The organism is Streptomyces sp. NPDC019531, assembly GCF_044903305.1.
In the GTDB taxonomy this organism is placed as follows: domain Bacteria; phylum Actinomycetota; class Actinomycetes; order Streptomycetales; family Streptomycetaceae; genus Streptomyces.
Genome location: NZ_JBJDQL010000006.1, coordinates 1 through 17,885, shown reverse-complemented (window position 1 = coordinate 17,885; position 17,885 = coordinate 1). Strand labels below are relative to the sequence as shown.

The 17,885-nt window shown below is 70.8% G+C and carries 18 protein-coding genes and 1 pseudogene; 15 read left to right on the top strand and 4 right to left on the bottom strand.

The window, feature by feature from the left end; translation table 11 throughout:
* The first annotated feature begins 7 nt into the window (after window positions 1–7).
* The 3 genes from ACI2L1_RS09530 to ACI2L1_RS09520 all read left to right on the top strand — a co-directional run bounded on the left by ACI2L1_RS09530 (window position 8) and on the right by ACI2L1_RS09520 (window position 3,674).
* Window positions 8–772 carry a crotonase/enoyl-CoA hydratase family protein gene (locus tag ACI2L1_RS09530; RefSeq protein WP_404738738.1) on the top strand — a complete coding sequence of 255 codons (765 nt, stop codon included), beginning with the start codon at window positions 8–10 and terminating at the stop codon, window positions 770–772.
* Between the two features lie 536 nt (window positions 773–1,308).
* Complete coding sequence (locus ACI2L1_RS09525; protein ID WP_404739007.1) at window positions 1,309–2,532, top strand: CaiB/BaiF CoA transferase family protein; 1,224 nt, start codon at window positions 1,309–1,311, stop codon at window positions 2,530–2,532.
* Complete coding sequence (locus ACI2L1_RS09520; RefSeq protein ID WP_404738737.1) at window positions 2,529–3,674, top strand: thiolase family protein; 1,146 nt, start codon at window positions 2,529–2,531, stop codon at window positions 3,672–3,674. Before ACI2L1_RS09525 ends, ACI2L1_RS09520 begins: the two co-directional genes overlap by 4 nt.
* A gap of 94 nt (window positions 3,675–3,768) precedes the next feature.
* On the opposite strand, the gene ACI2L1_RS09515 is transcribed toward ACI2L1_RS09520, so the two are convergent.
* Entirely contained in the window at window positions 3,769–4,914 is a 1,146-nt protein-coding gene (locus tag ACI2L1_RS09515; protein ID WP_404738736.1) for an acyl-CoA dehydrogenase family protein, read from the bottom strand.
* A gap of 204 nt (window positions 4,915–5,118) precedes the next feature.
* On the opposite strand from ACI2L1_RS09515, the gene ACI2L1_RS09510 reads away from it, so the two are divergent.
* The 5 genes from ACI2L1_RS09510 (at window position 5,119) to ACI2L1_RS09490 (ending at window position 10,707) form a co-directional block, all read left to right on the top strand.
* Window positions 5,119–6,585 carry a FadR/GntR family transcriptional regulator gene (locus ACI2L1_RS09510; RefSeq protein ID WP_404738735.1) on the top strand — a complete coding sequence of 489 codons (1,467 nt, stop codon included), beginning with the start codon at window positions 5,119–5,121 and terminating at the stop codon, window positions 6,583–6,585.
* A 72-nt stretch (window positions 6,586–6,657) separates the two neighbouring features.
* The gene (locus ACI2L1_RS09505; protein ID WP_404738734.1) at window positions 6,658–7,806 is read left to right on the top strand and encodes an acyl-CoA dehydrogenase family protein; all 1,149 of its coding nucleotides are present in this window, start codon (window positions 6,658–6,660) and stop codon (window positions 7,804–7,806) included.
* 8 nt (window positions 7,807–7,814) lie between these two features.
* The gene (locus ACI2L1_RS09500) at window positions 7,815–8,582 is read left to right on the top strand and encodes an SDR family NAD(P)-dependent oxidoreductase (RefSeq protein WP_404738733.1); all 768 of its coding nucleotides are present in this window, start codon (window positions 7,815–7,817) and stop codon (window positions 8,580–8,582) included.
* Window positions 8,579–9,736, top strand: coding sequence for an acyl-CoA dehydrogenase family protein (locus ACI2L1_RS09495; RefSeq protein ID WP_404738732.1), 1,158 nt, complete (start codon window positions 8,579–8,581; stop codon window positions 9,734–9,736). Before ACI2L1_RS09500 ends, ACI2L1_RS09495 begins: the two co-directional genes overlap by 4 nt.
* Complete coding sequence (locus ACI2L1_RS09490) at window positions 9,733–10,707, top strand: NADPH:quinone oxidoreductase family protein (RefSeq protein ID WP_404738731.1); 975 nt, start codon at window positions 9,733–9,735, stop codon at window positions 10,705–10,707. The genes ACI2L1_RS09495 and ACI2L1_RS09490 overlap by 4 nt, the downstream gene beginning before the upstream one ends.
* Here the strand turns inward: ACI2L1_RS09490 and ACI2L1_RS09485 are convergent.
* On the bottom strand, window positions 10,697–11,560 hold the full coding sequence (locus ACI2L1_RS09485; protein WP_404738730.1) for a mycofactocin-coupled SDR family oxidoreductase: 864 nt from the start codon (window positions 11,558–11,560) through the stop codon (window positions 10,697–10,699). The genes ACI2L1_RS09490 and ACI2L1_RS09485 overlap by 11 nt on opposite strands.
* Window positions 11,561–11,772: 212 nt before the next feature.
* Here ACI2L1_RS09485 and ACI2L1_RS09480 point away from each other — a divergent pair.
* From ACI2L1_RS09480 to ACI2L1_RS09460, 5 genes and pseudogenes are all read left to right on the top strand, one after another.
* Window positions 11,773–11,973, top strand: a pseudogene (locus ACI2L1_RS09480) (transposase); the annotation flags it as partial.
* Window positions 11,974–12,139: 166 nt separating this feature from the next.
* Window positions 12,140–13,285, top strand: a complete 1,146-nt coding sequence (locus ACI2L1_RS09475; protein WP_404738729.1) for an amidohydrolase family protein — start codon at window positions 12,140–12,142, stop codon at window positions 13,283–13,285.
* Window positions 13,282–13,509, top strand: a complete 228-nt coding sequence (locus ACI2L1_RS09470; RefSeq protein ID WP_404738728.1) for a hypothetical protein — start codon at window positions 13,282–13,284, stop codon at window positions 13,507–13,509. Before ACI2L1_RS09475 ends, ACI2L1_RS09470 begins: the two co-directional genes overlap by 4 nt.
* Before the next feature lie 5 nt (window positions 13,510–13,514).
* Window positions 13,515–14,327, top strand: coding sequence for a mycofactocin-coupled SDR family oxidoreductase (locus ACI2L1_RS09465; RefSeq protein ID WP_404738727.1), 813 nt, complete (start codon window positions 13,515–13,517; stop codon window positions 14,325–14,327).
* Window positions 14,328–14,431: 104 nt separating this feature from the next.
* Window positions 14,432–14,620: a ferredoxin gene (locus tag ACI2L1_RS09460; RefSeq protein ID WP_404738726.1), complete on the top strand. Its 189-nt coding sequence runs from the start codon at window positions 14,432–14,434 to the stop codon at window positions 14,618–14,620.
* A gap of 60 nt (window positions 14,621–14,680) precedes the next feature.
* Here ACI2L1_RS09460 and ACI2L1_RS09455 read toward each other — a convergent pair whose 3' ends face one another.
* Window positions 14,681–15,562 carry a VOC family protein gene (locus tag ACI2L1_RS09455; protein ID WP_404738725.1) on the bottom strand — a complete coding sequence of 294 codons (882 nt, stop codon included), beginning with the start codon at window positions 15,560–15,562 and terminating at the stop codon, window positions 14,681–14,683.
* A gap of 184 nt (window positions 15,563–15,746) precedes the next feature.
* Between ACI2L1_RS09455 and ACI2L1_RS09450 the strand changes: the two genes are divergently transcribed.
* Together ACI2L1_RS09450 and ACI2L1_RS09445 are read left to right on the top strand one after the other, a co-directional pair.
* Window positions 15,747–16,607, top strand: coding sequence for an alpha/beta fold hydrolase (locus ACI2L1_RS09450; RefSeq protein WP_404738724.1), 861 nt, complete (start codon window positions 15,747–15,749; stop codon window positions 16,605–16,607).
* A gap of 42 nt (window positions 16,608–16,649) precedes the next feature.
* Entirely contained in the window at window positions 16,650–17,261 is a 612-nt protein-coding gene (locus ACI2L1_RS09445) for a TetR/AcrR family transcriptional regulator (protein WP_404738723.1), read from the top strand.
* Window positions 17,262–17,327: 66 nt separating this feature from the next.
* On the opposite strand, the gene dmpG is transcribed toward ACI2L1_RS09445, so the two are convergent.
* On the bottom strand, window positions 17,328–17,885 hold a 558-nt coding region (gene dmpG / locus ACI2L1_RS09440; protein ID WP_404738722.1), incomplete at its 5' end, for a 4-hydroxy-2-oxovalerate aldolase.

The following is a 17,885-nucleotide window of genomic DNA, read 5'->3' as shown; positions in this document are numbered from 1 at the left end:
AGGCAACGTGTCGGACGAGGTGCTCGTGGAGCGCCGGGGCGCGGTCCAGGTCATCACGATCAACCGCCCGTCGGTCAAGAACGCGCTCGACGCCGGGGTGGCCGCCGGGGTGGCGGCCGCGGTGGACGAACTCGACGAGTCGGACGAGCTGCGCGTCGGTGTCCTCACCGGCGCGGGCGACACCTTCTCCGCGGGGATGGACCTGAAGGCGTGGCTGAAGGGCGAGACCCCCGCGATCCCGGGCCGCGGACTGTGCGGCATCAGCATCACACCGCCCCGCAAGCCGCTCGTCGCCGCGGTCGAGGGCTGGGCCCTGGCCGGCGGCTTCGAACTCCTGCTGGCCTGCGACCTTGTCGTCGCCGCCCGTACGGCGCGGCTGGGTGTACCGGAGGTCAAGCGGTCGCTGGTCGCCCGCGCGGGCGCGGCACTTCAACTGCCCCGCAAGGTCCCCTTCGCCATCGCACTGGAACTGCTCCTGACCGGCGAGGCCATCAGCGCCGTACGCGCGGCCGAGGTCGGCCTCGTCAACCGGCTCACGGAGACCGGCGGAGCGCTGGAGGGCGCGCTGGAACTCGCCTCCGTGATCGCGGCGAACGGCCCCCTCGCCGTCGCCGCCACCAAGCAGATCGCCCGCTCGACCGCCGACTGGACGCTTGAGGAGGGCTGGGCGAAGCAGTTCGAGATCGCCGAGCCGGTGTTCAAGTCCCGTGACGCCCGAGAGGGCGCGGCAGCCTTCGCGGAGAAGCGCCCACCGGTGTGGAAGGGGCGATGAGCGGGTCGACCGCGGGCCGGGCACCGGACACGGCCAGCGGGCAGGCGCCTGGGCCGGCGGAGGGGGAGGGGGCCGAGGCGGCTGCGGGGCGGGTGCCCCAGGGTGCTGCCGAGCGGATGTCTGGGACGGCCGCGGAGGTGGTTGCCGGGCGGGTTGCGGGGCGGGTGCCTGGTGCTGCTGGGGGGGGGCGGATGTCCGAGGCGGCCGTGGAGGAGGGGGCCGAGGTGGCTGCGGGGGTGGTGTCGGGGTTGGTTGAGGGGCGGGTGTTCGAGAACGCTGCCGGGCGGGTGTCTGGTGCGGTGGTGGGGCGGATGTCCGAGGCGGCTGCGGGAGCGGTGCCCGAGACGGCTGCGGGAGCGGTGCCGGGGGTGGTTGCGGGAGCGGTGCCGGGGGTGGTTGCCGGGCGGGGGTCCGAGAGGGGTGTGCGGCGGGTGGCCGGTGCGGCTATGGGGCAGATGTCCGATGCGGTCGAGGGGGAGGGGCCCGATGCGGTCATGGGGATGCCGCCCGGCGCGGTCCTCGGGCAGGTTTCCGGGATGGGCGTAGAGCGGGGGCCGGGAGAGGGGAAGCCGGTGTCGGAGGAGGCCCGGGCGGTGGTGGGGCCGTTGGACGGGTGTCGGGTTGTCGAGCTCGGGGGGATCGGGCCCGGGCCATTCGCCGGAATGTTTCTCGCCGACCTGGGGGCCGAGGTGGTGCGTGTGGACCGGCCCGGGCGGGAGGGCGAGCCGGATGCCGGTGGTCCCGCCGACGTCCTCAACCGGGGCAAGCGGTCGGTGGTCCTGGACCTCAAGCACCCGTCCGCGACCGCCGCCCTCCTCGACCTCGTCGAGCGGGCGGACATCCTGATCGAGGGCTTCCGCCCCGGCGTCACCGAGCGGCTCGGCATCGGCCCGCACGAGTGCCTGGCCCGCAACGCCCGCCTGGTGTACGGCCGTATGACGGGCTGGGGCCAGGACGGCCCGCTGGCCGCCGCGGCGGGACACGACCTCACCTACATCGCCGTCACCGGAGCGCTCGGCGCGATCGGCGAGGCGGGCGGCCCGCCACAGATCCCGCTCAACCTGGTCGGCGACTTCGGGGGCGGCGGCTGCTACCTCGTCATCGGCGTGCTGGCCGCACTGCACGCCGCCGACCGCACGGGCCGGGGCCAGGTCGTCGACGCGGCCATCGTCGACGGCACCACCCACCTCCTCGCCAGCACCTTCGCCAAGCTGGGGCGCGGCGAATGGCACGACGAGCGGGGCGTGAACCGCTTCGACGGAGGCTGGCCGTTCTACGCCGTGTACGGGACCCGGGACGGGGGTCATGTCGCGGTCGGTGCCCTGGAGCCCAAGTTCTACCGAACCCTCATCGACCTGCTCGGCCTTGACGTGGACCCGGCCCGCCAGCACGACCACTCCACCTGGCCCGAGCTGCGCCGCCTGCTGTCGGAACGGTTCGCGGAGCGCACCCGGGACGAATGGGCGGCCCTGTTCGAGGGGACCGACGCCTGCGTCGCACCGGTCCTGAGCCTCAAGGAAGCCGCGAACCACCCCCAACTGGCCGCACGCGCAGCCCTGTTCACCCGCGAGGACGTCGTACAACCGGCCCCGGCACCCCGGTTCTCGCGGACCCCCGCCGCACCCGGCCGTACCGCACCCGCCGTCGGCGCCGACACCCGAGCCGTGTTCCGGGACTGGGGAGTGGACGGCATCGGTGAACTGCTGGACGCCGGCGCCGCCGTACAGAACGACCAACCGCAGGAGAGGATCCGCACATGAGGGACGCCGTCATCGTCGACGCCGTACGCACCCCGATCGGCAAGCGCAACGGCTCACTGGGCCCGGTCCACGCGGCCGATCTGTCGGCCGAGGTGCTCGTCGCACTGCAGGAACGCACCGGCGTGGACCCCGCGACCGTGGACGACGTGATGTGGGGGTGCGTGACCCAGATCGGCGATCAGTCGAGCAACGTCGCCCGGTTCGCCGTACTGGCCGCGGGCTGGCCCGAACACGTCCCCGGGGTGACCATCAACCGGGCCTGCGGCTCCAGCCAGCAGGCCGTCGACTCCGCCGCGCACGCCGTGATGGCCGGGCAGTACGACCTGGTGGTGGCCGGGGGAGTGGAGACCATGACCAGAGTCCCGCTCGGCTCCCACCGGACGACGGGCATGCCGTACGGCCCCGCGGTCCTCGACCGCTACGACGGCTTCGAGTTCAGCCAGGGCGTCGGCGCCGAACTCATCGCCGAGCGTTGGGGATTGAGCCGACAGCAGCTCGACGAGTTCGCGTCGGCCTCCCACGCCAAGGCGGCCGCCGCCATCGACGAAGGGGTCTTCGACGACCACGTCGTACCGATCGAGGTCAACGGCACGAAGTTCGCCGTGGACGAGGGCCTGCGACGGGGCACCTCCCCCGAGTCCCTGGCCGGCCTCAAGCCGTCGTTCAAGGAGGACGGCGTGATTCACGCGGGCAACTCCTCCCAGATCTCGGACGGTGCGGCCGCGCTGCTCATCACGACACCGGAGCGGGCCCGGGAGCTGGGCCTGACCCCGATCGCCCGCTACCACTCGGGAGCGGTGAGCGGCGCGGACCCGATCATGATGCTCACGGGCCCGATCCCGGCGACGGAGAAAGTCCTGCGCAAGGCCGGGCTGTCCATCGACGACATCGGGGTCTTCGAGGTCAACGAGGCCTTCGCACCGGTGCCGTTGGCCTGGCTGGCCGAGACCGGCGCGGACCCGGAACGCCTGAACCCCCTCGGCGGCGCGATAGCCGTGGGGCACCCGCTGGGCGGCTCGGGGGCCATCCTGATGACGCGCATGCTGGCCCGGATGCGCCGCAACGACCTCCGCTACGGCCTGCAGACCATGTGCGAGGGCGGAGGCACGGCCAACGCGACGATCGTGGAACTGGTCCGCTGAGGAGCGATCAGAGGAGCGTTCATGGGGGGCGGGGTGCTGCGCGACCGGACTCAACGGGCCCGCAGCAGCCGCCGCACGACACATCGCGGCACCCTCAACCGCGAGGCATCCCCAACCCCCGCTCCGCCACCTGGGTCCGCAGGATCTCGTTCGCGCCGCCCGCGATGGTGAACGCCCGCGCGTACAGATACGCGTCCTGCCACCACCCACCCGCCACAGCCTCCGGATCCCCCTCGACGAGCAACCCGTCCGTCCCCTGGAGCCCCACCCCGAACTCGACCAAGTCATGGTTGAGTTCACTGAAGAAGATCTTCCCGAGAAGCGCGTCGGCGACCCCCTCCGTCCCCGCCAGCATCCGCGACTGGGCCAGCCCGATCATGGCCGCGTTGACCTGAACCCGCGCGGCCAGCTCACCGATCTCGTCGGCCTCCCGGTCCCCGGCGAGCCGCATCAGATCGTCGAGGACGCCGAACAGCTCGACCCCACGTGCGGCCACCCCCGACCGCTCATGCCCGAGGCTGCTCATCGCCACCCGCCAGCCGTCGTTCACCGAGCCGATCACGTTCCCGGCAGGGACCCGCACACCGTCGAGGAAGACCTCGTTGAAGTCGGTGGTGCCGGTGATCTCCCGCAGCGGCCGCACCTCCACCCCGGGGCTGCGCATGTCGACCACGAACGCGGTGATCCCCTTGTGCTTCGGCGCGTCCGGGTCGGTGCGCGCCAGCAGATACCCCAGGTCGGCGTGCTGCCCGTTGGTCGTCCACACCTTCTGCCCGTCCACGACGAAGACGTCACCCTCGCGCCGGGCCCGGGTCCGCAGCGACGCCAGATCACTGCCCGCCTCCGGCTCACTGAACAACTGGCACCACACGTCCTGGCACTTGCGGATGCGAGGAAGGTACAGCGACCGCTGTTCCTCGGTACCGAACTCGATGAGCGCCGCCGATGCCAGCGACGCCGCCCCCACCGGCGCCCAGGTCCGGGCCCGGGCGATCTCCTCGGCGACCACGAACGACTCCAGCGGATGCGCGTCCGGTCGGCCCCCGTACCGCTCGGGCCAGTCGATTCCGAGGAACCCGGCCTCGTACAGCTTCGCGGTCCACTCCCGGATGGCCGGCATGAGCTCCGGCTCGGGCGCGCGCACGCCCGCGTGCCGTTTGACGCCGGGAGCGTGCTCCGCGACGAAGGCCCGTACCTTGTTCCGGAACGCGTCGAGCTCCGGAGTGGACTCCAGCCGCATCGCTGCCTCTCCTCACATCAGAGATCAGATCCCATGATGAGGTCACTGTAAAGGCCGTATCGTCGAGTGAGCCAGAGCATGTTCCTCGGCATCTACGGGATCTCCAGAAAATTGAGTGCACTTTCAACGCTCGCATCCCGGCCCCCGCAGCCAACTAGACTGAACGCCCACAGCCCGTCCCCCTCCCTCCTGAGGAGCCCGCCCATGGCGACCGCCGCCGACCTCGACCCCGCCGACGAACGGGTCGGCACCCTGGCCGCGCAGATCGCCCAGCGCATCGAGGCGGACGTGATCCGGCGTGGCTGGCCCGTCGGCGAGTCGCTCGGCTCCGAGGTGGAGCTGCGTGAGCGGTTCGGGGTGAGCCGTGCCGTACTGCGCGAGGCGGTGCGGCTGGTGGAGCACCACCAGGTGGTCAAGATGCGACGCGGCCCGAACGGCGGTCTGTTCGTGTCCGCACCCGACGCGGGCCCGGCGACCCGGGCCATGGTGATCTACCTGGAGTACGTCGGCACCAGCGTCACCGATCTGCTGCACGCCCGCCTCCTGCTGGAGCCGATCGCCGCGGGCCTCGCGGCGGACCGCATCACCGAGGACGGCATCGCCACCCTGCGTGCCACGCTCGTCGAGGAGCGGGTCCACTGGGACGAGCCGGGCGTGCACTCCCAGGACCCGCTGCACCCGGTGCTCGGGAAACTCTCCGGCAACCCGGTCCTGCACCTCTTCGTCGACGTGCTCACCCGCCTCACCGCGCGCTACGCGCACACCTCCCGCCGGATCTCCAAGGCGGAGATGCACTCGGCGAAGGAGACCTCCCACAGGGCCCACCGCGCCGTCGTCGACGCCGTGATCGCCGGCGACGGTGCCCGCGCGCAGACCGAACTGGGCGCGCATCTGGAGTCGGTGGCCGGCTGGATCGAGAAGCACCGGGTGCGGCGCGGGCCGCGGATCGCGGGAAACGTGATCGAGCCCGAGCTGGTCGAGGGCCCGCGGGCCAAGCTGGCCGAGGTGGTCGCCGCCCGCATCCACGACGACATCGCCGCGCGCGGCTGGCAGGTCGGCCAGGTGCTCGGCTCGGAGAGCGACCTGCTCGCCCGCTACGGCATCAGCCGTGCCGTCCTGCGGGAGGCCGTCCGGCTCCTGGAATACCACTCGGTGGCCCGGATGCGGCGCGGCCCCGGCGGCGGCCTGATCGTCGCCGAACCCGAAGCGCAGGCCAGCGTCGACACCATGGCGCTGTTCCTGGAGTACCAGGGCGTCACGGCCGACGATCTCAGGATCGTCCGCAACGCCATCGAACTCGGCATCGTCGCCCGGGTCACCGCCCGACGGTCCGAGGGCGGCGCTGTCGACGAGGTCGCCGAGCGTCTCGCCAAAGCCGTGCGCCGCCCGACCGAAGGACCGGCCGAAGACCTGCGCAAGGCCGACCTCTTCCACACCGAACTGGCCGAACTGGCCCGCAACCCCGTGCTGTCGCTGTTCCTCGCCATCATCACCGAGCTGTTCCGCAAGCACGCCGCCGGCCACGACCAGCCGCTGCCCGGCGACACCGCGGCGGAAGAGGTCCAGCACATCCACCAGCGCATCCTCGACGCGATCCTGGAAGGCGACGCGGGACTCGCCAGCCACCGGATGCGACGCCATTTGGATGCACTCATTCCTTGGTGGCACTGATCACGTAGCGGAAGCAGTGTTCAGCAAGGGTCAATTGCGTATACTCAATCGGGTCGAATTGAAGGAGATCCGATGCGCCGGACCCTGTTCGAAGAGACCCACGAGGACTTCCGCCTCCTGGTCCGCGACTTCCTCGCCCGCGAAGTGGTCCCGGCCTACGAGGATTGGCGTCAGGCCGGTCTCGTCCCCCGCGAACTGTTCACCGCTCTCGGCAAGCTGGGCATCATCGGTACGGCCCTGCCCGAGGAGTACGGCGGAGGCGGCCAGGACGACTACCGCTTCAACGTCGTCATCCAGGAGGAGTGCGCCCGCGCGATCGTGACCCTGGGCGGCCTGCGCACCCATCTCGACGTCGTCGTCCCGTACTTCACCGGGCTCGCGAACGCCGAGCAGCGCTCCCGCTGGTTCCCCGGTCTGGCCTCGGGTGAGCTGTACACCGCGATCGCGATGAGCGAACCGGGCACGGGATCCGACCTGGCCGGCATCGCGACGCGCGCGGTCCGTACGGGCGACCACTACGTCCTGAACGGGGCCAAGACCTTCATCACCGGCGGACACCACGCCGACCTGGTGATCGTCGTGGCCCGCACCGCCACCGACCCGGGCAACCGGCGCAAGGGCCTGTCCCTGCTCGTCGTCGAGAAGGGCATGCCCGGCTTCACGGTGGGCCGCAAACTGGAGAAGATCGGCCTGGCCGCCCAGGACACGGTGGAGCTCTCCTTCACCGACGTCCGCGTCCCGGCCGTCAACCTCCTCGGCGAGGAGGGCGAGGCCTTCTCCCACCTGGGCCGCAACCTCGCCCAGGAGCGACTGGCCATCGCCGTCGGCGCGGTCGCCCAGACGAGAGCGGCCGTCGAGCTGACCGTGGCCTATGTGCGCGACCGGGAGATATTCGGCAGGGCCCTGTCCGACTTCCAGAACACGAAGTTCGAACTCGCCGCCATGGCAACGGAGTTGGAAGCGGCTCAATGCCTGCTCGACGCCGCGGTCTCCGCACACGTGGCGGGTGGGCTGAGCCCTGTGGACGCGGCCAAGACCAAGCTGTTCTGCACCGAGACCCAGGGCCGGGTGGTCGACCGCTGTCTCCAACTGCACGGCGGCTACGGCTACATCCTCGAATCCCCGATCGCCCGCCTGTACGCCGACGCTCGCGTGACCCGTATCTACGGCGGCACCAGCGAGGTCATGAAGACCATCATCAGCAAGTCCCTCGGACTGTAGGAGTGTTCATGCACATCGACGGTTCCTCGGCGCTGGTCACCGGCGGCGCCTCCGGGCTCGGCCTGGCCACCGCCCGCCGGATCATCGACCGCGGCGGCCGAGTCGTCATCGTCGACATCTCCGAGGAACAGGGCGTCAAGGCCGTCGCCGACCTCGGTGAGGCGGCCCGGTTCGTCCGCGCGGACGTCACCGACGAGCGCGCGGTCACCGAAGCCCTCGACACCGCACAGCAGTTGGGCACCCTGAGGGCGGTCGTGCACTGCGCGGGCCGCGGCGGCGACCGCACCCGGATCATCGACCGCGACCGCAACCCCGGCCAACTCGCCACGTTCGCCGAGGTCGTACGGGTCAACCTCGTCGGCACCTACAACGTGATCCGGCTCGCCGCCGCCCGTCTCTCCGGCAACGACGTCGTCGACGGCGACCGCGGCGCCGTGGTCCTCACCGCCTCGGTCGCCGCCTTCGACGGCCAGATAGGCCAGACCTCCTACACCGCCGCCAAGGCCGGCGTGCACGGCATGACCCTCGTCGCCGCCCGCGACCTCGCGAGCTGGAACATCCGGGTCAACACCATCGCCCCCGGCATCATGGACACCCCGATGCTCGGCCGCCTCCGCGAGGACATCCGCGAGGGCCTCGCCGCCTCCGTGCCCCACCCCAAACGCCTCGGCGACCCCGACGACTTCGCCCGCCTGGCCGTCGAGATGCTGGAGAACCCGTACCTCAACGGCCAGACCGTCCGCCTCGACGGCGCCATCCGCATGGCCCCGCGATGACCGACGACGACTTCCGGGCGGACCTGCGCGCCTTCCTGGCGGACCGGCACCCCGGCCGCCGCCCCAAGGACTCCGCCGAACGCCTCGCCTGGCAGCGGAAATGGCTGGCCACCCTGTACGACGCCGGATACGCGGGCCCCGGCTGGCCACGCGAGTACGGCGGCATGGACCTCTCCTTCGCCCGCCAGGTGATCTACCAGGAGGAGTACGCGAGAGCCAGAGTCCCGGGACCGCTGGGCACCGGTCTTGGCATCGCCGCCCCCACGATCATCAAGTACGGCACGGACGAGCAGAAGGAACGCTTTCTGCGCCCCATGCTGCGCGGCGACACGGTCTGGGCCCAGGGTTACTCCGAACCGGAGGCAGGCTCCGACCTCCCCGCCCTGCGCACCACCGCACGCCGGGAAGGCGCCGAGTACGTCGTCAACGGCCAGAAGGTGTGGAACAGTTCGGCCGACATCGCCGACATCGTCTTCACCCTGGTCCGCACCGGCCCGCCCGGCTCCCGCCAGGAGGGCATCAGCTACCTCCTCATCGACGCGCACGCCCCGGGCGTCACCGTACGGCCCCTGCGCGACCTCACCGGCGACGCCCACTTCTGCGAGATCTTCCTCGACGACGTCCGCGTCCCGGTCGCCAACCGGATCGGCGAGGAGAACGGCGGCTGGCCCCTGGTCCGCACGAGCCTCGGCCATGAGCGTGCCGCCGGCGCCATGAACCAGGCGGCCCTGTACCGCCGGGTGCTGGACGAGCTGATCGAGCTGGCCCGCGAGCGCGGGGCCACGGCGGATCCGCTGGTGCGCGACCGGCTCGCGGACTTCGAGATACGGGTGCGGATCATGCGCCTGACCGGCATGCGCACGATCGCCGACATTTTGGCCAAGGGCGAGCCCGGACCGGCCTCCTCGACCGCGCGGCTGTCCATCGTGACGTTCGAGCAGGACCTGCACGAGTTCGCCGTCGACCTGCTGGGGTCGTACGGCATCCTCGGCCGCCGCGACCCGCACGCGGTCCAACGCGGGCGCTGGGTCTGGGGGTTCCTGCGTACCAGGGCCTCGACCATCGGGGCGGGCACGGCCGAGATCCAGCGCAACACGATCGCCGAGCAGGTGCTGGGCCTGCCCCGAGACCCATCGACGGAGAGGGCACGATGAGAGCCGCTCGCTGTACGACGTACGGGCCGCCCGCGGACCTCACCGTCGAGGACGTGCCCGACCTCGAACCCGGCCCCGGCCAGGTGCTGGTCCGGGTCCGGGCGGCCGCCGTCAACTTCCCCGACGTACTGCTGGTGGCGAACCGCTACCAGGTCCCGGCACCCCTGCCGTTCACACCGGGCAGCGAGTTCGCCGGAGTGATCGAGGCCCTGGGACCCGGAGTGGAGGGCCCCCCGGTCGGCTCACCCGTCGCCGGCGCGGTGCTCACCGGTGCCTTCGCCGAGCAGGTCGTCGTACCGGTGTCGGGACTGCGTCAGGTCCCCGAGGGGCTCGACCTGGTGCACGCCGCCGCCTTCCACGTGACGTACGCGACCGCCTACCACTCCCTGGTCACCGTCGGACAGGGCGCCGAGGGGGAGTGGGCGGCCGTGCTGGGCGCGGCCGGAGGGGTCGGCTCGGCCGCGGTCGACATCGCGACCCGGCTCGGGATGCGCGTCGTCGCGGCCGCGTCGAGCGAGGAGCGGCTCGCGACGGCCCGCAAGCTCGGGGCCGTAGCCGGCGTGGACTACCTCGGCGAGGATCTCAAGCTCCGCCTGCGTGAACTCACCGGCGGGGGCGCCCACTTGGCGATCGACCCGGTCGGCGGGCGGCACGCCGAGGCCGCCCTGCGCGGACTGCGACGGGGCGGCCGGTTCGTGACGGTCGGCTATGCCGACGGGGAGATCCCGCGGATCCCGCTGAACCTCGTCCTCCTGAAGGATCTGGTCGTACGCGGCTTCGAGATCCGTACGGTGCGGCAGTACGCCCCGGACGCGGTGGCCGAGGCCGACCGCGTCCTGGCCCGGTTGGTGCGTGAGGGCATGCGCCCGCTGGTCTCCCGCGTCCATTCCCTCAGCGATGTCGCCGACGCGCTCACCGACGTGGCCGAGCGCCGTACCACCGGGAAGGTCGTCCTGGACCTCAGAAGGTAGGCAGCTGCGGGCGCCGCTTCACATAGCCGCCGGCGTCCACGCGCATCTGCACGCCCGTGACGTACCGGGATTCGTCCGAGACGAGGAACAGCACCGTCTCGGCGACGTCCTCGGGCTCGACGTAGGGGATACCGAACCCCGTCGTCGCCGGGAACGACGCCAGGGCGTCCTCGCGGGTGGGGTTCTCCAGGTCGGGGCGGAACGACCGGTACATGATGTCGGCGTTGAGCATGTCGGTGTTGACGTTCGTGGGATGCACCGCGTTGACCCGGATCCGCCGCGCGGTCAGAACCGTCGCCAAGTCGTGCACGAACGCGGCCACTTGGCGCTTCGCGAACGAATAGCCCAGCCCGCCGGGCCCGTTGGCCGGGTTGTCCGTGCTCGCCGGGATCAGGGCCGCGATGGAGCCGGTCGCGACGATGGAGGAGCCGTCGGGCAGATGCGGCAGCGCGGCCTCGACCGCGTGCACGACGCCGTGGAAGTCGACGGTGACGGCGTCCAGGAACGCCTGCGGCCCCCGGTCCGGCCCCAGGGGCGCGATTCCCGCCTGGGCGACCACCGCGTCGAGCCGCCCCAGCTCAAAGACCCCCTCGTCCACGGCGGCCTTGAGCGCGGCACGGTCCCGTACGTCGGCCTTGCGGGCCACGATCCGGCGCCCCAGCTTCTCGACCTGGCGCACGGTCTCGTCGAGGTCGTCCGCGGAGGCCAGCGGATAGCCGTTGGAGGCGATGTCCTCGCACAGGTCGACGGCGATGATGTCCGCGCCCTCCCCGGCGAGCCGGATCGCATGGGCCCGCCCCTGGCCGCGTGCGGCTCCGGTGACGAAGACGACCTTGTCCTGCACTCGACCCATGGGTTCTCCGTAAGTTGTTAGGCGGCCCGGGAGGGCCGGGTGTGGCTGATGGGGTCTTGTCTTCAGTGGCTCAGAAGGAGTGGCCGCCCGGCTCTTCGGGGCGCCCTGGCTGCTGATTGAGATGTGCGCGCCTTGTGCGGTCGCTGATTACGGAGCTGACAGCGGGGTGTTCCTCGGGCCGACGGCATGCTGTGCGGAACGAGGAGGGGCAAGTGAGCGAGCGACGGGCCCGGGCCTGGGCCGGTGTGGATGCGGGCAAGGGGCATCACTGGGCGGCGGTGGTCGACGAGACCGGCGCGACCCTGTGGTCGAAGAGGATCGACAATGACGAGTCGGCGATTCTGACCGCGCTCGGCGAGATCCTGGAGCTGGCCGACGAGGTCCGGTGGGCGGTGGACATCTCCGGAACGTCCTTCCGAAACATAAAAGAGTAGCCTTATTAACGGTGAAGGGTCCGGCGCGTATCCCATGATCGGTGAGGCGTGGGGAATTTGCTGACCTTCTTCCGCTGAGTGGGACACGATCAGTGCACACAATGCGTCGATGCTGGAGAGTCTCCGAGACCGAGGGAGCGCAAGGATGCCGTTGCAGCCATGGATGAAGTTGCTGTCGACCGACGATCATCTGATCGAGCCTCCACGACTCTGGTCCGACCGTCTCCCGGCGAAGTACCGGGACGCGGGACCGCGCATCGTGGAGAAGCCGCGGGGGGAGGGTGAGGCCCCCGCCCAGGTGTGGACGTACGAGGACCGGATCTATCCCTACATCGGCCTCAACGCCGTCGCCGGCAAGAAGCCCGAGGAGTTCGGCCTCGAACCCACCCGCTACGACGAGATGATCCCGGGCTGCTACGACCCCAAGGCGCGGATCCGTGACATGGATCTGGACGGGGTGTGGGGGGCGCTGTGCTTCCCGTCCTTCCCGGGCTTCTCCGGCCATGTCTTCATGGATGGCAAGGATGCCGAACTCGCCCTGCTGTGCGTCCAGGCGTGGAACGACTTCGTCCTCGACGAGTGGTGCGCCACCGCGCCGGGTCGGCTCATCCCGCTGGCCATCATGCCGATGTGGGACGTGGACCTCTGCGTCGCGGAGGTCCACCGCGTCGCCGCCAAGGGCGCCAAGGCGATCTCCTTCCCGGAGAACCCCGCCCCGCGCGGCCTGCCGTCCTTCCACACGGACCACTGGGACCCGTTCTTCTCGGCGGTCGAGGATGCCGACCTGCCCCTGTGCCTGCACTTCGGCACCTCGGGCAAGCCGCCGAAGACGGCCGAGGACGCCCCCTTCGCCGTGACCATCGCCCTGTTCGGGTGCAACGCCATGTTCGCCACCGCCGACCTGCTCTTCTCCCCGGTGCTGCACAAGCACCCCAAGCTGAGGATCGGGCTGTCCGAGGGCGGCATCGGCTGGATCCCGTATCTGCTGGAGCGCAGCGACGGCACCTGGGAGCGGCACCGCTTCTACCAGAACGTCAACCAGAGCGTGCGGCCCTCCGAGCTGTTCCACAAGCACTTCCACGGCTGCTTCATCGACGACCGGTTCGGCGTCGAGATCCGGCACCACGTGGGCATCGACAAGATCACCTGGGAGTGCGACTACCCGCACTCCGACTCCTACTGGCCCAAGAGCAGGGCGTACGCGGCGGAGATGCTCGCCGACGTGCCCGACGACGAGGTGCACAAGATCGTGGAACTGAACACCCGCCGCATCTACCGCCTCCCCGCATGAGCCGCACCCCGCAGTCCGAGCGCTCGGACTGGACCGATGTGGACCTGCTCACCCGCGAGGAGGCCCACGGCCGGCTCGTCACGGAGATCGCCGGGACGGAGGCACGTCTGGCGCAGCTCGGCGCGTCCGAGGCCGACGCCGCCGAGCGGGAACTCCTCCAGACCCGGCTGCGTGCCCTGCGTGAGGCCGCCGACGACCTGATCGACCAGACGAGTGAGGGCTGAGGCGCATGGGGCGCATGGAAGGAAAGGTCGCGTTCATCACGGGTGGGGCGCGGGGACAGGGCCGCTCCCATGCCGTGCGGCTGGCCGAGGAGGGTGCGGACATCGCCGTCACCGACGTCTGCCATGACATCAGCGCCGAACTGCCCTACTCGTTGGCGACGAAGGACGAGCTGGAGGAGACCGCCGAGCTGGTCAGGCAGACCGGCCGGCGGTGCGTCTCCGTACAGGCCGACGTCCGCTCGATCGCCGAGATGCGGGCCGCCGTCGACGCGACGCACGAGGAGTTCGGGCGCCTCGACACGGTCGTCGCCAACGCCGGCGTGATGAGCATCGGCGCCGCCTGGGAACTGTCCGACGAGGCCTGGGACATCACCGTCGACGTCAACCTCAAGGGCGCCTGGAACACCGTGCGAGCGGCGGCCCCCGGGATGATCGAGGCCGGTGAGGGCGGCTCGGTCATCATCACCAGCTCCGCCGCCGGGATCCGCGGCCATGTGCCGTACGCCCACTATGTGGCCGCCAAGCACGGGGTGGTCGGCCTCATGAAGGCCCTCTCCAACGAACTCGCCCCGCACCGGATCCGGGTGAACACCGTCCACCCGACCGGCGTCAGCGACACCGGCATCACGGTCGGTGTGCCGATCGAGGAACTCGCCGAGCGGGAACCGCTGTTCAAGCTCGTCACGATGAACCCCCTCGCGCCGTACGTCGAACCCCGGGACATCTCCAACGCCGTCCTCTTCCTGGCCTCGGACGAGGCGCGGTACGTCACCGGGCTCCAGTTCACCGTGGACGCGGGATCCACGAACAAGCCGTAGGAGACGGTGATGGCGACGGTTGGACTCCTCGGTGCCGGCCGGACACGGTGCTCGCACACGACCGGAGGCCGGCGGGCCGTCCCCCTGTGAGATCGGAGCGTTCGATGAAGATCAGCATCGACACGGGTTCGTGCTCCGGGCACGCCAGGTGCGCGGCGGCGGCACCGGAGCTGTTCCTGCTCGACGACGACGGCTATGTGCTGCCAGTCGAGGGCGAGATCCCCGAGGAGCTGGAGGAGGCCGCCCGCGACGGCGAACGGGCCTGTCCGGAACGGGCGATCACGCTCCACTGAGCCGGAAGCGCGAACCAGGACGGCCACCGGCCCGGGCGGGTCGGTGGCCGCCGTCCCGTCTCAGCCCGCCGGCTGGGGCGGCTGCGGCGGGGGAGTGAAGTGGTGGCCCCAGAACGCGCCGTCGGTGATCTCGTAGACGGGCACCGGCTCGGGCACCTGGAGACCGTTCCAGCCGAACTCGACCGCGTAGTTCTCCGGTGACCACACATAGAAGGACACCATGTGGTCGTTGGTGTGCTTGCCGAGCGAGTGCATCATCGGGATCTCGAACTTCGAGGCCCGGTCGAGCGCGAGGCCCACGTCGTCCAGCGTCGCGCCCTCGACCATGAAGTGCAGCAGCCGCCCGGGACCCGGCATCGGCGTGACGCCGAGCGTGTGATGGCGGGGGTTGCAGCCCATGAACCAGGTCGTGCCGCCCGGCGAGCGCATGGTGTTCCGCTCGATGAAGCCGAGGACGTCGACGTAGAAGTCGAACGTCCCCCGGGCGTCCTCGGCCGAGATGATGGCGTGTCCGAAGCCCATGTCGCCGGTGACGAACTTCGACACCAGCGGCGTGCTGACCGGCACATGGTCGAGGATGGGGCCGTAGAACAGCTCGACCGGGTTGCCGCCCGGGTCCTTGAAGTGGACGAACCCGCCCACCCGCCGCTCCTGGGCCTCCGCCTCGGTGCCGGACGTCACCTCGATGCCGGCCTTCTCGACGTCCGTGACCAGACGCGCGAGCTCCCGCTCGTCGAGGACCTCGAAGCCGAGCGCCGTCATCCTGTCCTCGGCGCCCGGCGCGACCACGATCCGGGCCGGGTAGCTGTCCATCCGGAAGTACAGCGAGTCGGACGACGGGCCCTCGACGGGCATCAGCCCGAGGAACTCCCCGCCGAAGCGCTTCCATTTCTCCAGGTCGGTGGATTCCAGCCGCAGATAACCGAGCGAGCGAACGCCCATCCGTCTCTCCCATCACAGTGGTCAGATAGCGGCGGCCCGGTCCCCGGATCCCCCGCCTGTGGCGACGGTAATCAGCCGGTCACGGCGGATGCCCGGCCCCGTCCCACTGATTGGGAGCCGGGGGCCCGCCGACGCGTCCGGCCACGGAAACCTGGTTCCCACCTGTCGACCGGAGGGCACAGTCATGACACTCACCCGCGAGGACACCCTGCGCGAGCTGGAGACCGACGAGGGCGTCCTGCGCTACCACGAGGCGGGCGACGGACCGCCGTTGCTGCTGCTGCACGGATCCGGGCCGGGCGTGACCGGCTGGCGCAACTACGGGAACAACCTCCCCGTGCTCGCCGAGCACTTCCGCTGCCTGGCTCTGGAGTTCCCGGGCTTCGGCGTGAGCGACCCGACCGCGGAGAACCCCATGGCGGCCGCGCCCAAGGCGGTGCTGCGCTTCCTGGAGGGCCTGGGCCTCGACCGCGTCGACGTCATCGGCAACTCGATGGGCGGATTCGTCGCGATCGGCCTCGCCGTCGCCAACAAGGACCTGTTCCGCCGCATCGTCACGGTCGGCGGCGTCGGCCGCAACATCTTCTCGCCGGCCCCCAGCGAGGGCCTCAACCTCCTCGTGGAGTTCGCCGAGAACCCGACCCGCGACAACCTCGTCCAGTGGCTGCGTGCCATGGTCCACGACCCGAAGCACCTCACCGAGGAACTGATCGAGCAGCGCTGGACGAGCGCCACCGAACCCGCCACCCTGGAGGCCTCCCGCCGGATCTACGGCCGTCAGGCGATGGCCGCGATGACCGCGGCCCAGGCGCAGTCCGACCAGCCGATCTGGGCCCTACTCCACAAGATCGCCGCACCCACGCTGCTGACCTGGGGACGGGACGACCGGGTCACTCCGCTGGAGAGCGCTCTGCTGCCGATGCGTACAATTCCGAAGGCGGAGCTGCATGTGCTGCCGGACTGTGGGCACTGGGCGATGATCGAGCAGAAGGCGGCCTGGGAGAGCGCGGTCCTGGCGTTCCTCACCCGCCCTGAGGCCTCCTGAGTGCCTGCGGGAGCGGCCGACGACCTGGGGGACGGTGGGGCGATGGCGAAGACCGCCGAACCGCGGCAGCCGGCCGCACCCGTGTCGAGCAGACAGCAGGCCCGCCGGGTGGCCATCCTCCGCGCGGCAAGCGAACTCGCCGGGCGCGAGGGGCTCGCCGGGGTGCAGATGCTGGACGTGTCCAAGGAAGCGGGCGTCGCCATCGCCACGCTCTACCGGTACTTCCCGTCCAAGACGCACCTGTTCACCGCGGTCCTCGAATGGCACATCGAGATGTTCCTGGCGGGCCACCGCGACGCCGACCCGACGGCCGACCGGGTGACCGAGGTCGCCGAGACCCTCATCGCGCTCACCGTGAAGCTCCTCGACAACCCGCTGCTCGCCTCGGCCGTGGCCCTGTCCTCCTTCACGGAGTACGCGAGCGCGCCCCCGACCCGCTACGACATCGCCGGCAGCCACCTCGGGCAGGCCATTCTGCGCCTGCTCGGCATCGACGAACCGGGCGAGGACGACCGCAGCACGGTACGGCTGCTCATCTACTGCTGGTGGGGCCTGTTCGTGGCGGCCCAGACCGAGGAGATCTCCGTCCAGCGGGTCGAGGAGGACCTGCGGATGGCCGTACGACTGATTCTCGCGCCGTACGGAGAACATTGAGAGCCCGTTCGCGGTGAGCACGCGGAAGGGCCTGCCGGACTTCCGGGAGGCCCTTTGCGCGATGTGTCAGGCGGTGGCTGTGGTGAGGTCCAGCGCGATGTCCACGATCATGTCCTCCTGCCCGCCGACCAGCCCCCGCCTGCCGACCTCCAGCAGGATGGTGCGCGCGTCGAGCCCGTACTGCCTGGCCGCCGCCTCCGCATGGCGCAGGAAGCTCGAATAGGCGCCCGCGTAGCCCAGCGTGAGGGTCTCCCGGTCCACCCGCACCGGCCGGTCCTGGAGCGGACGGACCAGGTCGTCGGCGGCGTCCTGGAGCGCGAACACATCACAGCCGTGCTCCCAGCCGTTCAGGGTCGCCACGGCGATGAACGGCTCGATCGGGCAGTTGCCCGCGCCCGCGCCCTGCCCGGCCAGCGAGGCGTCCACCCGCGTCACGCCCTCCTCCACGGCGACCACCGAGTTCGCCACCGACAGGGAGAGGTTCTCGTGCGCGTGGATACCGATCTCGGTCGCCGGATCGAGTACGTCCCGGTAGGCGCGGACCCGGTCACGGACCCCGTCCATGGTGAGCCGGCCACCGGAGTCGGTGACGTACACGCAGTGGGCGCCGTAGGACTCCATCAA

What these genes read in the sequence shown, in the direction of transcription:
- ACI2L1_RS09525 (WP_404739007.1), top strand. Translation starts at nt 1,309, where the DNA reads ATGGGCGTAGAGCGGGGGCCGGGAGAGGGGAAGCCGGTGTCGGAGGAG.
- ACI2L1_RS09520 (WP_404738737.1), top strand. Translation starts at nt 2,529, where the DNA reads ATGAGGGACGCCGTCATCGTCGACGCCGTACGCACCCCGATCGGCAAG.
- ACI2L1_RS09515 (WP_404738736.1), bottom strand. Translation starts at nt 4,914, where the DNA reads ATGCGGCTGGAGTCCACTCCGGAGCTCGACGCGTTCCGGAACAAGGTA.
- ACI2L1_RS09510 (WP_404738735.1), top strand. Translation starts at nt 5,119, where the DNA reads ATGGCGACCGCCGCCGACCTCGACCCCGCCGACGAACGGGTCGGCACC.
- ACI2L1_RS09505 (WP_404738734.1), top strand. Translation starts at nt 6,658, where the DNA reads ATGCGCCGGACCCTGTTCGAAGAGACCCACGAGGACTTCCGCCTCCTG.
- ACI2L1_RS09500 (WP_404738733.1), top strand. Translation starts at nt 7,815, where the DNA reads ATGCACATCGACGGTTCCTCGGCGCTGGTCACCGGCGGCGCCTCCGGG.
- ACI2L1_RS09495 (WP_404738732.1), top strand. Translation starts at nt 8,579, where the DNA reads ATGACCGACGACGACTTCCGGGCGGACCTGCGCGCCTTCCTGGCGGAC.
- ACI2L1_RS09490 (WP_404738731.1), top strand. Translation starts at nt 9,733, where the DNA reads ATGAGAGCCGCTCGCTGTACGACGTACGGGCCGCCCGCGGACCTCACC.
- ACI2L1_RS09485 (WP_404738730.1), bottom strand. Translation starts at nt 11,560, where the DNA reads ATGGGTCGAGTGCAGGACAAGGTCGTCTTCGTCACCGGAGCCGCACGC.
- ACI2L1_RS09475 (WP_404738729.1), top strand. Translation starts at nt 12,140, where the DNA reads ATGCCGTTGCAGCCATGGATGAAGTTGCTGTCGACCGACGATCATCTG.
- ACI2L1_RS09470 (WP_404738728.1), top strand. Translation starts at nt 13,282, where the DNA reads ATGAGCCGCACCCCGCAGTCCGAGCGCTCGGACTGGACCGATGTGGAC.
- ACI2L1_RS09465 (WP_404738727.1), top strand. Translation starts at nt 13,515, where the DNA reads ATGGGGCGCATGGAAGGAAAGGTCGCGTTCATCACGGGTGGGGCGCGG.
- ACI2L1_RS09460 (WP_404738726.1), top strand. Translation starts at nt 14,432, where the DNA reads ATGAAGATCAGCATCGACACGGGTTCGTGCTCCGGGCACGCCAGGTGC.
- ACI2L1_RS09455 (WP_404738725.1), bottom strand. Translation starts at nt 15,562, where the DNA reads ATGGGCGTTCGCTCGCTCGGTTATCTGCGGCTGGAATCCACCGACCTG.
- ACI2L1_RS09450 (WP_404738724.1), top strand. Translation starts at nt 15,747, where the DNA reads ATGACACTCACCCGCGAGGACACCCTGCGCGAGCTGGAGACCGACGAG.
- ACI2L1_RS09445 (WP_404738723.1), top strand. Translation starts at nt 16,650, where the DNA reads ATGGCGAAGACCGCCGAACCGCGGCAGCCGGCCGCACCCGTGTCGAGC.